At 46.9% G+C, this 14083-nt stretch carries 15 protein-coding genes; 8 read left to right on the top strand and 7 right to left on the bottom strand.

Features of this window, described 5'->3' with window-relative positions; translation table 11 throughout:
- Nucleotides 1–699 carry a DUF4386 domain-containing protein gene (locus D3P07_RS19730; protein ID WP_119801963.1) on the bottom strand — a complete coding sequence of 233 codons (699 nt, stop codon included), beginning with the start codon at nucleotides 697–699 and terminating at the stop codon, nucleotides 1–3.
- Between the two features lie 77 nt (nucleotides 700–776).
- On the opposite strand from D3P07_RS19730, the gene D3P07_RS19735 reads away from it, so the two are divergent.
- The gene (locus D3P07_RS19735; protein ID WP_119801964.1) at nucleotides 777–1679 is read left to right on the top strand and encodes a helix-turn-helix transcriptional regulator; all 903 of its coding nucleotides are present in this window, start codon (nucleotides 777–779) and stop codon (nucleotides 1677–1679) included.
- Nucleotides 1680–2258: 579 nt separating this feature from the next.
- On the opposite strand, the gene D3P07_RS19745 is transcribed toward D3P07_RS19735, so the two are convergent.
- From D3P07_RS19745 to D3P07_RS19755, 4 genes are all read right to left on the bottom strand, one after another.
- Nucleotides 2259–3005 carry a MerR family transcriptional regulator gene (locus D3P07_RS19745; protein WP_119801965.1) on the bottom strand — a complete coding sequence of 249 codons (747 nt, stop codon included), beginning with the start codon at nucleotides 3003–3005 and terminating at the stop codon, nucleotides 2259–2261.
- Complete coding sequence (locus D3P07_RS19750) at nucleotides 2980–3906, bottom strand: DUF2268 domain-containing putative Zn-dependent protease (RefSeq protein WP_119801966.1); 927 nt, start codon at nucleotides 3904–3906, stop codon at nucleotides 2980–2982. The genes D3P07_RS19745 and D3P07_RS19750 overlap by 26 nt, the downstream gene beginning before the upstream one ends.
- Before the next feature lie 86 nt (nucleotides 3907–3992).
- Entirely contained in the window at nucleotides 3993–4127 is a 135-nt protein-coding gene (locus D3P07_RS27650; protein WP_259391603.1) for a nitroreductase family protein, read from the bottom strand.
- 88 nt (nucleotides 4128–4215) lie between these two features.
- A complete protein-coding gene (locus tag D3P07_RS19755; RefSeq protein WP_119801967.1) occupies nucleotides 4216–4794 on the bottom strand; it encodes a TetR/AcrR family transcriptional regulator in 579 nt (192 codons plus the stop codon).
- A gap of 160 nt (nucleotides 4795–4954) precedes the next feature.
- Here D3P07_RS19755 and D3P07_RS19760 point away from each other — a divergent pair, with 160 nt between their 5' ends.
- Nucleotides 4955–6424 (top strand): MFS transporter, encoded by a 1470-nt coding sequence (locus tag D3P07_RS19760; RefSeq protein WP_119801968.1) that lies wholly within the window; start codon nucleotides 4955–4957, stop codon nucleotides 6422–6424.
- Nucleotides 6425–6859: 435 nt separating this feature from the next.
- On the opposite strand, the gene D3P07_RS19765 is transcribed toward D3P07_RS19760, so the two are convergent.
- A complete protein-coding gene (locus D3P07_RS19765; RefSeq protein WP_119801969.1) occupies nucleotides 6860–8200 on the bottom strand; it encodes an aminotransferase-like domain-containing protein in 1341 nt (446 codons plus the stop codon).
- 180 nt (nucleotides 8201–8380) lie between these two features.
- Between D3P07_RS19765 and D3P07_RS19770 the strand changes: the two genes are divergently transcribed.
- The 6 genes from D3P07_RS19770 to D3P07_RS19795 all read left to right on the top strand — a co-directional run bounded on the left by D3P07_RS19770 (nucleotide 8381) and on the right by D3P07_RS19795 (nucleotide 13378).
- Nucleotides 8381–9328: a DMT family transporter gene (locus tag D3P07_RS19770; RefSeq protein ID WP_119801970.1), complete on the top strand. Its 948-nt coding sequence runs from the start codon at nucleotides 8381–8383 to the stop codon at nucleotides 9326–9328.
- A gap of 198 nt (nucleotides 9329–9526) precedes the next feature.
- Entirely contained in the window at nucleotides 9527–10270 is a 744-nt protein-coding gene (locus tag D3P07_RS19775; protein WP_119801971.1) for a GntR family transcriptional regulator, read from the top strand.
- A gap of 210 nt (nucleotides 10271–10480) precedes the next feature.
- Nucleotides 10481–11197: a purine-nucleoside phosphorylase gene (deoD, locus tag D3P07_RS19780; protein ID WP_119801972.1), complete on the top strand. Its 717-nt coding sequence runs from the start codon at nucleotides 10481–10483 to the stop codon at nucleotides 11195–11197.
- 30 nt (nucleotides 11198–11227) lie between these two features.
- Nucleotides 11228–12565 (top strand): MFS transporter, encoded by a 1338-nt coding sequence (locus D3P07_RS19785; RefSeq protein ID WP_119801973.1) that lies wholly within the window; start codon nucleotides 11228–11230, stop codon nucleotides 12563–12565.
- Nucleotides 12566–12786: 221 nt separating this feature from the next.
- Nucleotides 12787–13032, top strand: coding sequence for a helix-turn-helix transcriptional regulator (locus tag D3P07_RS19790; RefSeq protein WP_119801974.1), 246 nt, complete (start codon nucleotides 12787–12789; stop codon nucleotides 13030–13032).
- Complete coding sequence (locus tag D3P07_RS19795; protein ID WP_119801975.1) at nucleotides 13022–13378, top strand: DUF2178 domain-containing protein; 357 nt, start codon at nucleotides 13022–13024, stop codon at nucleotides 13376–13378. The genes D3P07_RS19790 and D3P07_RS19795 overlap by 11 nt, the downstream gene beginning before the upstream one ends.
- A 48-nt stretch (nucleotides 13379–13426) precedes the next feature.
- Here D3P07_RS19795 and D3P07_RS19800 read toward each other — a convergent pair whose 3' ends face one another.
- A complete protein-coding gene (locus D3P07_RS19800; protein ID WP_119801976.1) occupies nucleotides 13427–14020 on the bottom strand; it encodes a DinB family protein in 594 nt (197 codons plus the stop codon).
- Nucleotides 14021–14083: the final 63 nt, after the last annotated feature.

The following is a 14083-nucleotide window of genomic DNA, read 5'->3' on the forward strand; positions in this document are numbered from 1 at the left end:
CTATTTCGCTTTTAACTTTTCGAGGTTTTTCTTATGAAATCCCTTCACAATCAGCCAGACTGCCAAACTTAGCTCATATACACCTACCGGCAGTGCAATAACTCCTTTAGCTGCAGAGAGAGGTTCCACAACACCAAACATTTCTAATAGACCGGCTGTGAAAACGAGTACGGCTGTAATCATGCCAAATAGCGCTAACGGTCTGGGCACTAAACCTGTTCGGAATAGCAAATAACTATATATGGCCGTGTTGATACCCAGCATCAAATTGGGACCTAGCATAGAAGTCCAACGATGGAAAGCTTGCAGCATGTAGCCGACCTCGCGAAGATTTTCTTCACTTGCTATGCTGTTTGCTTCATAATGAATACTAAGCTGCAATAAACCTAATATACTCACCACACCTACTACAATAAGAACGGCTTCCATGAATCGAAAGCACAGGTGGCCCAGTGCAAAGTGTTCGTTCCAACGACGAAGGTAGGGAAACAGCATTACAGCTGTACCTACTGCCGTCATAACGAGCAAGAGATCGTTAAAAACTCCGAGTAACACCTTTGTTCTCAATCCATCTGCCACAGCCGTATACCATTGCTCTGATAATACCGGCTCATAAGAAATAACAGCGATGACCGAAGTGACCGCAGCTGCAATATATAAAATGCCAATTATAATCCCATTCTTTCTGTCTTGCGTCATAAACCTTGCCTCCTCTGGCTAGTCACTAATATTAAAATCATTACAGAACATTCCTATAATGCGGATTGGGGATATTTATGGACCATCATGAAGTGATAGAGAGTGCTTTAATCCATATTGAGAACAATTTAGGCCAGCCTTTATCCCTGGAGTCTGTAGCTCATACCTGCAACATGTCCAAATACTATTTTCACAGACTTTTTTCTGCCATGATGGGTTGTTCTTTGAACAGCTACATCCTATCCCGAAGATTGAATACATCCCTGCAATTGATTCAAACCGATCATTTGCCGCTAACAGATATTGCCTATCAGCTAAGCTTCGGAACCCCCTCATCGTTCACCCGCGCTTTCAGGCGCCAATACGGTATAGCTCCAAGCGCTTTAAGGATAAATGATCTACACATGTCCCAGACGCCTATGCCTACAGTGGTCAGAAGACCCATTAAAAACATCAATGGAGATATTGTTGCCGATTTCACCCTAACGGAGTTCGAAGCCATCAGGCTGTGCGGCATAGCCTTTGAGGTAGACCTGGCAACGGATGATTACAAGGCGAAGATTCGAGCTCATGCGCGCAAGCTGTTAAATAACATTAGCAAAGCAGTCAGAGGTCCGTGTTATGTCATTTATTCCAATTGCCAGCCTAACTCAACCCGCTTCAAGGTCTTGTTCGGAATTCCGCATGATATTCAAATCAATAAGCCTTTTTATTTTACCGTTGATGTACCACAGCTTTTCTGTGCTAGATTCAAATATTTTGGCGATCTCCTTGATATAGGAGATGTCCTTAAAACGGACTATGCCAGATTTCTGAAAATCTCCAGGCAGGAAACGGAGGATTCTCATATCGAGCTCATTCAAGTCTTTAATGATGCTCATAATCTGGAATCCACTTATCACATTTATGCTCCTATTAAAAAACTGCCTATTGATTCAGATGATGGGTATGCCCTCCCTTCTGATTCCGTCATAATCTAATGAACACAAGATAACATAGTGGACGCGACACGCACTTTCCCAATCTTGCTGTAATCAAAAAAGCACCTCATTCGAGGTGCATGTCCTGATCAAAATTTCCAATTAGCTGTTCACTCGGAATTCTCGTTTTTCCGGATTTAGGGTGGCTTGCGTTACTTAGAGTTTTGATGCTTGGTATATATTCAATCAAATCAGAACGCTGGCAATTGAATGTGTCACATATATTGCGTTTCAAGGATTACGGGAAAACTTGTACAGTTCATCCCGAAGCAGGTTTCTGTTTTCTTCGGAGGCATCTATATAAAGTATGCTTAATAAGCCCTATTCCGATGAAGGCTGAGAAGGAAATTCTATTACAATTGCTCCGCCCGGAGCTCTACACACCTGAGACCGTTGAACAGATCGTCACCCGCCATCTTCAGGAGCTATGCTCGCAAGCTATCTCCAAGTCATGCAACTCCTTCCGCTCACACGTAATGACTCCATTATGCCCATCTCTACAAAAAGTTTGCCGGCACTTATGATACGGTTCAGCTTAACGGGCCCATCAGCGGAAAATAGCAAAAGGAGCTGAGATGTCTACCGATTGATATGATGCATGATTGCACTATAAAGAAAATCTGCAAAATCCTCATTGCTGTATTGGCTAAAATAGTTCTTGAATCGGGCATCGGATTTATAGGTGTTGGCAATGCAAGCGAGCAGCTCCGCATCACATGTCATGAATTGCATTAAATTATTTTCCCATTCCCCGACTAATCGCTGAACCTCATCGGAGGAAGGATCCTGATCGACACATGATGCAATTTGTTTGAATATTTCCTCCATGGATTGAAAACGTTGCTCTTTATCATCTGGCGATAATTTTTCCAACGTTTCATTAAACTCTTTATACGTTTCGGTTTCACCATAAATGAACCTTGCCTCATTTGCATACTGTTCCTTCAATGGCAACACGGAGGAACCATTGAAGATTTGCAAATGAGTAATATCTTTCCCGGATACGTATTCTTCGAGAGCTTTCATGATCGTTTCCAGCCTTTGTTTTCTCGATAATAAGGTTTGTCTCTGCTTCTTTAATAGTTGTTTCTGTTCTTGCCTGGTCAGCTTTAATATGTCCGCAATTTCTTTTAAAGAAAAATCCAATTCTCTTAAGAACAAAATCGTTTGAAGTTTTTCCAAACTGCTCGGATCATATAGCCGATACCCTTTTTCCGTCAGATGCGTCGGTTTAAACAAATGGATTCTATCGTAATAATGCAGAGTCCGGCTTGTAATGCCTGTAATCCGAACAATATCTTTAACCGCTAACAATGGTTTCTTCATCCCAAAATCCTTTTACTTCATCTAGTATTTGAGCAGCAGGCGTTATTGTGGCCTCAAAAATCGTTTTTCCTGTCCTTTTTAAATAATATTGGATTAAATAATATCCGCAAGCGTAGCCAGCGCTATAAGGCATATTGACCGGTTTAAAGTTTTGAAGTGTGGCGATCTCGTCACCGTAAAGATACGGGGCAAATTGATCAAACCCGGTTAATTGCAATTGCTCTCTAAGCACAGGCTTTATGCGTCTGTTAAGCGTTTCTGCGTTTGTTTTCGTTACCCAAGGGCCGAGCCATTCTTCTCCAAACATGAATGTAGCATAGTTTTCGGCTAATCCCTCACTTACAATTAACTCGCCCAAATTAACGGTGTGATCCCACTGAATAAATTGATATCGCACATTATGGTTGCATTCATGCGCCAGCGCCACCTTCATTCGAGGAATCGTGTACTCATTGGGCAAGAGGGTACCCCAGATAAACCCAGGAATACCCCCAAAGCCGCTATATCCTTCGTTTATGACTAAGGCACGGCTCTCCGGATTTCCTAGTTGAATGGTAAACAAATAGTCGGATACGGGGAGATTGATATCATGTTCTATAAACTGATGGAGGCTTTTCCTTACAGCATGCTCGCACTCTGACCAAAAGGAATCGGACGAAATCAACTCTACCTCAGGCATAATCTGCCCGGTAATCTGATCAGGGGATCGATGCATCATACTATTAAACGTGACAACATCAAAACCATTCTCCTCTTCAGCTCTAAAAGGCATCTGTTGGATTTGCCATTGCTTCATAAAGGGAGCCATCATTTCGTTTCTGAATAACTCAAGCTTATCCTCGGGCGAAGCCTGGGCAACTTTTTGATAAATTTGGTCTGAACGCAATGTTTTTATATTCATATCCTTCACTCCTAGTCAGGTATTCTTAGAGTGATTATGTACTATGACCTAACGTCATAGTCAAGAACTTAATAAAGGACTCCCCTCTAGGCTGAGAAGCTGTTCCAAATGATCGTATCTTCAACAGGGATGCGGTCGGACGGATGGGCAGGGGCGACCCCTTTGCCAATGGCGACCAGCAGGACTGGAATGTACCAGGACGGGACAGCAAATGCAGCCATGAATGCTTCTCTATCACAGCCGCCCATAGGACAAGCGTCGAGCCTTTGGTCTAAGCGTAGGATTGTTCCCACGGAATAAATATCATCCTTACCCGTTCTCAGGAGCGAGCTGCTTCTCCAGGAACAGCTCCGCAGCCTTCCGGAAGTACTCCGGATCGGAATCGGACTTATCCAGGTAGCTCTTCATGACGTATCCGTCATACAACATCCTCAGCTGCACAGTCAGTTCCTCGGGCTGTCGCGCCCCTCCTTCAGCTGCAAGCTCTTGAACCCGAGACCAGAAGCTCCTCTGAATGTCCAGCAATCTAATGTGGGCAGGGTGGTTTGGATCCGGGAATTCAACCGCCGCGTTCAAGAACGGACATCCCCGGTAATCCGGCGTCCCCAGCTGTTCGGTCACATCGCGAATGAGGGTGCCGAGCTGTTCCTTAGGGGAGTTCGGATACAGCCTCCTCAATCTCTCCAGTTTTTCTACTTTTAGTTCATCCCTGGCTTCAAGATAAGCAACCGTCAGATCATCTTTCGTCGCGAAATTTCGATAGAAGCTTGCCTTGGCAACGCCGGATTCCTTGATAATCCGATCAATGCCAACCGCCCGTATTCCCTCCATGTAAAATAATTCCGAGGCGGCACGCAATATACGCTCTCTAGCCGATTCTTTTTTCATCTTCGATCCCCCGTATCTATAAGTTTGGGAAATAGTGCATTGACAGGAGACAGATCTGTCTGTATCATGTCGTCATGAAGAGACAGACCTGTCTCATCCATTATATGAATTCCTCTCGCCTCCTGTCAATCGAGCGAGCAGGGAGAAAGGGGAACTTTATATGTCCAATACACTCTCGGACGCTTCCGCCCAGTTGTCGCGGAGTCGCGAGCCCGTCTCCAAAGGAGATGGACGCAGATCGCGTCTGATGCTGCCGGCTCTGCTATTGCCTGTATTTATGGCCGTGGCGAACGTATTCATCGTGAACGTAGCTACGCCTTCGATTCAGGAAGGGCTCGGGGCCAGCTTCGCCGATGTACAATTTATTCTTACCGGGTATACTCTTACGTTCGCCGTTCTGCTGATTATCGGCGCCCGGCTGGGCGATCGGTTTGGACGCAGGAGAATGCTGTTCATCGGAGTAGCCTTATTCACGGTCGCTTCTCTGTTATGCGGCTTATCTGTCGATGTCACTATGCTCATAGCGTCGCGCATTGTGCAAGGCATCGGCGCCGCTCTGTTTATGCCGCAGGTTTTGTCCCTCATTCAAGCTAATTATACTCCGGAACGCCGAGGTGCGATCTTCGGCATGTATGGAGCGACTCAGGGAATCGCTGCAGCGGCCGGGCAGATCATCGGCGGGCTGCTTCTCCGCATGAACTTGTGGGGTATGGATTGGAGAGCAGTGTTCCTGTTCAGCGTCCTGCTCGGGGCTCTAATATTGGTCCTGATTCCGTTTATTCCGGAATCCGGCTCCCCGATTCGCGCCAAACTGGATTGGGTTGGAGCCGCACTCGCCGCGGCCGGCTTGCTGATGCTCGTCTATCCGCTCGTGCAGGGACAGCGGGAAGGATGGCCTGCCATCCTTATCATCAGTTTGCTCTTGTCGGCCCCTGTGTTAGTTTTGTTCGCCTGGTACGAACGACGGCTGTTGCACCGCGACCGGCTCCCATTCATGAATGTCGATCTCTTTAGGCATAAGGTGTTCACGTCCGGCATTCTTGTCTTGCTGCTATTGATGTCGACGCAGGGCGCCTTCTTCCTTGTCGCCGCCTATATGCTTCAGCTTGGACTTCATTTCTCAGCTCTGCAAGCAGGCCTTGTAATCGGGTCGATGGGCATGGGCTATTTCCTCGCATCGCTGTTCTCTTCCCGAGTCACTGCGAAGCTTGGAGCCCATGTACTGACCGTCGGTTCCATCTTGACGACAGCAGGATACCTGCTGCTTAGCTGGGCGGTCCAAACGACCGGTGGTTCATCCGATATCGGCCTGTGGATCCCGGCTCTGGCTGTGCTTGGCATCGGTCAAGGCCTCGTCGGCGCGCCGCTGACTAATATCGTTCTGGCGAAAATCCGCACAGCGGACATTGGCTCCGCATCCGGTGTCATGACAACCAGCATACAGATCGCCTCTACGATCGGCATCGCCCTGATCGGCATCATTTGGCTTAACGCTCTTGGGGCCCATACCGGCTCGGTCTCCGCTTATTCCGACGCGTTTGTCATTTGCCTATATGTGCTGGCCGCCGCGACTGCTCTCATCCTGCCGCTGGCATTGATGCTGGCGGGGCGGAACGGAGCCCATCTATGACCGTGGACGCCGTTCGTCATCTCCACGCACGCCAATGGAGTGGCAGCGGAAAACGTAGTGGTATCGCTGGCTAAGCGCGAGGTGCGGACATCGATTATAGAACTCTGTTCTTCGGTATATGTAGAAGAGGGGACCAACCGCTGGCCGGATATGCACCCGCCTTGACGCCGCACATCTATACCGCCTTGCTTTAGAACAGGCGCCCGCCGGTTCACGTCTAGACGGGGTCGCAGATAAAGAGTGCCCTTTCGCGATCTCGAACAGTCCCACTACTTCAACCATTGATTGGAATGCTCCCGTATGACCTCGCCAGAGGGTACGGGAGCATATTTCTTTTTACAAACCAAGAGCTGCTGCACCGGCATTATGCAAAAAGAGTAAGCTATTGTTCTGGATATGGGATCATGGGGTCAGACATGCCGCATCGCCATACTGCTACTTGCTTTCCTTTCCTATTTCCTCGATTATCACCTTAACCCCTTCATCGATCTGCTCCGGCTGGGTCTGGGAGATGCTGATCCGCAAGAACTTCTCTCGCTCCAGATAATTCAATAAATAGAACCCTTTGCCGGACACGACACTAATTTTTCTTCCAGCAAGCCGTTTTAAGAGACGTTCTATGTTAACCCTCGGCTTCAGCTTGAAGTGCGTATAGATGCCTGAACGAATGGGGGGCACTTCTATCAGCCCCTGTACATTGTACCGTTCCACCGACTCGTTCAAAGCCCTCATTCGCGAATCGTACAAGCTGACTATCTTGTGCTTGTGCCTTTCATACATGCCATTCTTGATATACACTTCGAGAGCCGCCTGCGACAACAGCGAAGTGTCGGGGTATATTTTGTATGCATGGAAGGTCTGGAGCAGCCGTTCCGGCAATACGATTGCGCCCACCCTTAGACCCGGAAAGATAATTTTAGAGAAGCTCTTCAAATAAATGACGTTCGAACCTCCATCGTAAGCGTAGATGGGATCGAATTGCCGCTCCGCACCCAAGTCAGCCATGTAATCGTCCTCCAACACGAATACGTCGTATTGGCCAGCCAACCTGGCGATAGCCTTCCTCACTTCCGCGCTATAGGTTGTGCCAAGCGGATTATGATATCTTGACATGGTATAGAATAATTTGATTTCCCCGCTTCTGAACCTCTGTTCCAATTCCTGTAAGTCAATACCTGCCGCCGTACGAGCGATGCCATATACCGGTATGCCCTCCGTCTCCAGAAATCGCAAATACAGATCGTAAGTCGGCTGTTCTACCAGTACCGCCTTCTTACCGTTTGGGAACGGCATTTTCGCTAATATTTCCAGCGCCTGCTGCGCTCCTGAGGTGACGATGATCCGCTCCACCTTGGAGAACACTTGGTCATTGGCCAAATGAGAAACAAGCGTGTGGCGAAAGGACTCCAGTCCTTGCGGTTCGCCATAGGTAAACAGATCGTACTTGTAGATATCAATCGCTTTGTTTAAACAATGTTGAAAATCCAAGAATGGAAATGCCTCCAAATCCGGCAGCACCGTAGCGAAATTAATCATTTGGCTATCTCGATTGTCACGCCAATCTCCCGGCTTCTCGACCATATAAAAGCCGCTTTGTGGAACTGAATAAATAGCATGCCGCTTCTCCAGTTCCGCGTATGCCCTCGTAATCGTGCTCATGCTGCACCCATAGGTTTCCGCTGAACTCCGAATGGACGGCAGTTTTTGCCCAGGAATGTATAGTCCCTGCCGGATCTTGTTTTCCATATCGGATAGAATCAAAAAATACTTTTTCATGATGATTTCCCCCGTCCGTACTCCTAATCTTCTCTTCACATTATACCGTACACTTGCCAACTGTATCGATACAGTTGGAGCAAAATGGCGTTGTTCCATTAGCCAGTTTGTCATATCATCAACTCAAAGGTTGAGGCGTTCGCGAACACGCTCACGTATATTGTAGAGGATGATGCCATTATGAATTCAAAAGAATTGAAGCTTCCTTATCTCTTCGCCGTGTTTAATGCGGTCATTATCGGATTGTCTTTTTTGTTTGCCAAAAAAGCGCTCGATTACGCCAGTCCGCTCGACACGCTGGCCTTTCGTTTCGCAGCTTCGTTTTTGGTCATGTCCGTCCCGGTAGCGTTCGGCTGGGTCAAGCTCGCGTACCGCGGCAAGCCGTGGCACAAGGTGCTGCTGCTCGCAGCTATGTACCCGCTTGGTTTTTTCACGCTTCAAGCGTACGGACTGCAGCATGCTACCTCAGCAGAGGGGGGCATATTGTACGCGTTCACCCCGATCGTAACGATGATCGTCGCCTCCGTTTTTTTAAAGGAAGCGACCACCCTCTTACAGAAGCTGTCGATCTTTTTATCGGTGTTCGGCGTTGTGTTCATCTTTGCTATGAAAGGCGGTGGCATTGATTGGTCCAACTTTACGGGGATCTCTTTGCTGCTGTTGACATGCATCGTTTTTGCCGGATATACCGTAATGGCCCGATCACTGACCAAGCAGTTCAGCCCGGCGGAAATCACTTATATGATGATGGCCATTGGATTCGTCGTTTTCCTCATCGTTTCGTTCACCGGTCATGTGACGGCGGGTACGCTCCATCGCTTCTTCGCACCGCTAGCCAGCCGTACCTTTGTCGTATCCATTCTTTTCTTGGGCGTTGCATCCTCGCTGGTCACAGCATTGTTGGCCAACTACATCCTGTCCAGAATGGAAGCGTCGAAAATGAGCGTATTTGCCAATCTTTCTACGATCGTCTCCATTGCGGCCGGAGCGATCGTTCTCGGAGAAGAAGTTACGGTATACCATTTGATCGGCTCCGTGCTGATTATAGCTGGGGTTATTGGCACACATCGTCTAGGGCGAAAAAAAGCAGTGGAGAAACGGTTGTCAGCAGAACATGCAAAATCATGAAACCTGAAATAAACAAATGAAGGAGTTGGACGTAAATGTTATCTGCTGCACAAAAATGGTGCGTATCTCCAGTCTGCACTTTTGGACCCAATCTTCATCCCCTCTCTTCCCGCACCCTCATTCCACCCAAACTCAACGATTACAGGTGTGCTATAATATGCTCTATCTGATGAATTAAGAGAATAGGTGTGTGAACCGATGGACATAAAGCCGGGACATCTACCCAAAGAAAAAAAACCGCTATACCTTACCGTATACGATGAGCTCTTCAAAAAGATCATGAGTGGTGTGTTCCCCTCCAATAGTCAATTGCCTACTGAACCTGAACTTGCCAAAATGTTCGACGTAAGCAGAATGACATTAAGACAAGCATTAGCTTTATTGCAGGATGACGGGCTGGTGACGAGTATTCATGGCAAAGGGAACTTTGTTACCCGATCTCGCATGATGCAGCGAAATGATGGGCTGGAGAAAATCGGAAATCCTATTTATAAGTGCCATACAGAGGACATTGACCATGTCGACATCCAGTTCAGACTGGACCTCGAGAGTGACTACACGAAAGAAGTCCTGAAAAGGAAAGCCACGGCCGTAGTCGCCATTGAGCGTTGGTATAGGAGCAAAGGACAGGCGGTGGCTTACGGGTTTACCTTTATGGCCATTGAGGCTGTAACAGAATTGAACTTAGACCTCCAAAATGAAGAGCAACTGCTGGGCATGCTTGAGAATAAGGTGTATGAGCTGGCTAACTCCGCAACGGTGGAGGTCAAGCATTCCACGGTGATGAATACCTCATCTCAAAAATATAAACTCAATGCCAGCGACGGATGTGACTTGCTGCTGGAAAGTCTATACGTAAATGAACAGTATCCTATCGTATACAATAAATATTATATTCCCAAAGAATTTAGCCAGATTGTGATCAACGCTTCGAAAAACTAGAACGAATGATCTTTGCAGGGCAGTGGTTTCTCCATAAGGGAGAGACCGCTGCCCTTTTACATAGGAGAGCGACTAAAAGGAAAGAATATGAGAAATTTATCCAGAAAAAATGAGTTGATAAGGGCATGCGATGTGTGGTACTTTATCCTTGTACCAATTAGACAACTTACTATACAACTATACCAATTTGTAAAGAGAGGGAGATTTGACATGAGCACATCTCATAAAGAAACACCGCATATTCAACCTGGAGGCGCAGAGATCGCCGAGACGATTCTATTGCCTGGCGATCCCTTAAGAGCGAAGTTTATTGCAGAGAACTATTTGGAAAATGTCGTCCAGTTCAATCAAGTCCGCGGTATGCTGGGCTACACGGGAACTTTCAAGGGCAGAAAAATCTCCGTAATGGGAACTGGGATGGGAACGCCAAGCATGAGTCTGTATTCCTGGGAGCTGATTCATGTATTCGGTGTGAAGAATCTCATTCGAATTGGTTCCGCAGGGGCGATTCAAGATCATCTGAATCTGTATGACATTGTTTTCGCGATGGGTTCTGCAACCGATTCCAATTATGGACACCAGTATAATCTCCCTGGCCACTATTCGATTACGGCCTCATTCGAGCTGTTGGAAAAAGCCAAGAAAATAGCCGATGCGCAGGGGCAGAAGGTTCATGTAGGCAATGTGCTCTCCAGTGACATCTTCTATAATGCGGATCAAACGGCACTTAAGAGATGGAGTGAAATGGGCATTCTATGCGCCGAGATGGAATCTGCAGGCCTGTATATGAACGCAGCCCATGCGGGCGTTAACGCATTGTGTATCTTGACGATCAGCGATCATATCTTCAGACATGAATCCACAACCCCTGAAGAGAGACAGACCGCTTTCACTAAAATGATGGAAATTGCACTGGAACTTGCTTAATCATCTGATTCCAAGAAGGGAATGTGGCGAATGGCTACAATAACTGAACAAGCACCGCAAACTACCCCATCCTTTCAAGCGAAAAGGGCAGTGCCTGTCATTCTGCTCTTTTTCGTCTTTGCCTTGATCATCGACAACTCCTTCAAGCTGGTTTCGGTAGCTATAGGCGATGATTTGGGAATCTCGGCAACTATGGTTAGCCTGCAAGCCTCATTAGCGGGACTTGTGATTGGCATTGGCGCTGTCATCTATGCCTCCTTGGCCGACTCCATCAGTATCAGAAAGCTGCTGATTGCAGGGATTATCTTAATTTGCATCGGTTCGATTATTGGGTATATTTTTCAAGATTCTTATCTAATCGTTGTTATTGCCCGTATGATCCAGACAGCAGGCCTGGCCGCGGCTGAAACTTTATATGTAATCTATGTAATGAAACACCTGCCCAAAGAGGAACAGAAAAAGTTCCTGGGCCTCAGCACAAGCAGCTATTCGCTTTCTCTTGTAATCGGTTCCCTTACAGGGGGGTTCGTGTCCACCTATTTAAGTTGGACAACGTTATTCTTAATCCCGCTGCTGTCCTTAATCCTGCTTCCCTTCATTCTGAAATATTTGCCGAAGGAGCAATCTAGGAAGAGTCATGTGGATCTCATCGGTCTGATCCTGGTATCCGCCATTACGACTTCAGTCTTGATGTATTTAACGGATTTCAACTGGATCTTTATTGTGAGCTTCGTAGCCACAGCAGCACTATTCCTTGGCTATATCAGCAAGAGCAAGAAGGCGTTCATCGGGATTTCCTTTTTCCAAAATAAACGGTTTGCAGCGGTTCTTGCCATCGCCTTTGTGATTTATACCGTTCAACTGGGCTACATCTTTATTTTCCCATTCCTGCTTCAAAAGATGTATAATCTTCAGCTCGACACGATCTCACTGCTGCTGATACCAGGTTATGTAACGGCGATAATCGTCGGGTCACTGTCTGGCAAAATAGCAAAAGTATTGACCAATAAGCAAGCCGTTTCCATTGCTATGGGCATTATCGTATGCAGCCTGGCTTTGCCCGGCCTTATTGGAGGCTCGGTTCCTGTATATGTGATCTCCATGCTGCTGTTCTCGGGGTCATTCGCATTCATGTACGCACCTATGCTTGATTCATGCGTACGCTCCATCCCTGCAGAAAAGTCAGGAACAGCCATTGGATTCTACAACTTGGTGTTGAATGTAGCCGCTTCTATCGGCATCACCTATACTGCGTCTCTCATGGATGTAGTTTCTTTTGGAACGGTGTTATGGATTCTTGCCAGCGTTACCTTGTTCGCTCTATTGATGTACGGGCTGCTTGTAGGCCGACTCACGGAGTCCAAATAAGGTAAGATACCCTTGGCTTAAAACGCCCGGAACACTTCCTCTTTACATCAGATCGATCGCTATGTGAACCTGACGGAATCATGAATTTCGTCAGGTTCTTTCTGCATTCTGGGCTCGTGTCCAATCAAAGTAATTTAATTAAAAATAAAGTTATTTTATTCTTTTGTATAAGTTTGCTTTACTTTTGTAAAAAGTGAGTTTATAATTTGAGTCAAGAGGTGATGGTCGTGAAGAAAGACTTTGGTGATTCGATATCAAATAAGGTTTATGAATATCGTGTACTTGCCAGAATGTCTCAGCAAGAATTAGCAGAGCAAGTCGGGGTTTCCAAACAAACCATCTTCGTAATGGAAAAAGGAAATTATGTTCCGACTCTGCTGTTAGCTTTTCGAATTGCCGAATTTTTTAATGTAGATGTAAATGATATTTTCACTTATATGAAAGGAAATGATCAACATGGAAACTAAGTCTATCTCAGATCGGATCACTAGCGCAATTTTCAACCCTTTGAAGTCCTGGGCTGAACAATCTCCGGGAAATTGGAATATTCTCATTGGTATCGGTTTTATATTGCTTTTGGTCGGAGGAATTCTAACCTACGTCTTTCACAAAAAAATGGGTAAGGCAGACGAAAGAACCACGCACATCTCTTTAAAAGGCTCCCTCATTATGTTAAGTGTAATCGTATTGTGCGACATCCTTTTCCCGAAGGAATATATGTGGCAAATTTTCTTCTTATTTAAATATTCTCTTGCATTCCTCGCTTCGGGAATCTATCTAGCTGTTCGATATACAAAAGATTTTTTTAACTAACCAGTCCGCTTGCTGCACAAGCGACGCCGAGACGACTCCGATCCAACCTCACATATGCGCTGCCCTCCAGGCGTCATCCAGCCGCTTCCTCTGCAGCAAATGATGGCGATAGTGCATGTCGATTAGTTGGAACCATTCGAGCGCATTCAATCCGCCGAAGCCCGGATGGACAACCGTATTTCGCAAGAGCACAATAGCCGTACCCTTTCCTGATTCCCAATTTGCTTGGACAACCGGATCAAGCGCCGCCATCGCCGGTTCGATCTCGGTCATCTGACGAACCGTGTCGCGCAGCCCATCCACGAGTTGTTCCTTACTTTCCGGTTGCGGCGGTGTGTACCCAGGTGATGGGGGGACCTGGACGCGATCTGGCGGGAAGCTTCCCGCCCTGAACACGTCCTCCCCCAGCTTCGTCTTTCCCGTCGAAGAAACCTTCGGATTGCCGTTCGGCGCCAGGCACATCGCGACATTCTGCAAATGCAAGAACTGTGCGGAATGGATCAAATGCACATGCATCTGACCGAGCGACCATTCGTCTTCCGCGGGCTTCCACAGTAGCTGCTCAAGGCTGAACCCCTCCAATCCCTGAATATAGCCGCTGACCGTCTCCTTGAATTTAAACAACATTTCCTTCGTATCCATTACCGAATCCAACTCCTTCTAGCTTAAGCTGGCTCCAGCATACAACAAAGCTACTGACACCAG

Origin of the sequence: Paenibacillus sp. 1011MAR3C5 (assembly GCF_003591485.1) — a bacterium.
GTDB lineage: Bacteria > Bacillota > Bacilli > Paenibacillales > Paenibacillaceae > Pristimantibacillus.

Bases quoted from the DNA above. Each gene is read 5' to 3' on its own strand.
- D3P07_RS19730 (WP_119801963.1), bottom strand. From the start codon at position 699: ATGACGCAAGACAGAAAGAATGGGATTATAATTGGCATTTTATATATT.
- D3P07_RS19735 (WP_119801964.1), top strand. From the start codon at position 777: ATGGACCATCATGAAGTGATAGAGAGTGCTTTAATCCATATTGAGAAC.
- D3P07_RS19745 (WP_119801965.1), bottom strand. From the start codon at position 3,005: ATGAAGAAACCATTGTTAGCGGTTAAAGATATTGTTCGGATTACAGGC.
- D3P07_RS19750 (WP_119801966.1), bottom strand. From the start codon at position 3,906: ATGAATATAAAAACATTGCGTTCAGACCAAATTTATCAAAAAGTTGCC.
- D3P07_RS27650 (WP_259391603.1), bottom strand. From the start codon at position 4,127: ATGGCTGCATTTGCTGTCCCGTCCTGGTACATTCCAGTCCTGCTGGTC.
- D3P07_RS19755 (WP_119801967.1), bottom strand. From the start codon at position 4,794: ATGAAAAAAGAATCGGCTAGAGAGCGTATATTGCGTGCCGCCTCGGAA.
- D3P07_RS19760 (WP_119801968.1), top strand. From the start codon at position 4,955: ATGTCCAATACACTCTCGGACGCTTCCGCCCAGTTGTCGCGGAGTCGC.
- D3P07_RS19765 (WP_119801969.1), bottom strand. From the start codon at position 8,200: ATGAAAAAGTATTTTTTGATTCTATCCGATATGGAAAACAAGATCCGG.
- D3P07_RS19770 (WP_119801970.1), top strand. From the start codon at position 8,381: ATGAATTCAAAAGAATTGAAGCTTCCTTATCTCTTCGCCGTGTTTAAT.
- D3P07_RS19775 (WP_119801971.1), top strand. From the start codon at position 9,527: ATGGACATAAAGCCGGGACATCTACCCAAAGAAAAAAAACCGCTATAC.
- deoD (WP_119801972.1), top strand. From the start codon at position 10,481: ATGAGCACATCTCATAAAGAAACACCGCATATTCAACCTGGAGGCGCA.
- D3P07_RS19785 (WP_119801973.1), top strand. From the start codon at position 11,228: ATGGCTACAATAACTGAACAAGCACCGCAAACTACCCCATCCTTTCAA.
- D3P07_RS19790 (WP_119801974.1), top strand. From the start codon at position 12,787: ATGGTCGTGAAGAAAGACTTTGGTGATTCGATATCAAATAAGGTTTAT.
- D3P07_RS19795 (WP_119801975.1), top strand. From the start codon at position 13,022: ATGGAAACTAAGTCTATCTCAGATCGGATCACTAGCGCAATTTTCAAC.
- D3P07_RS19800 (WP_119801976.1), bottom strand. From the start codon at position 14,020: ATGGATACGAAGGAAATGTTGTTTAAATTCAAGGAGACGGTCAGCGGC.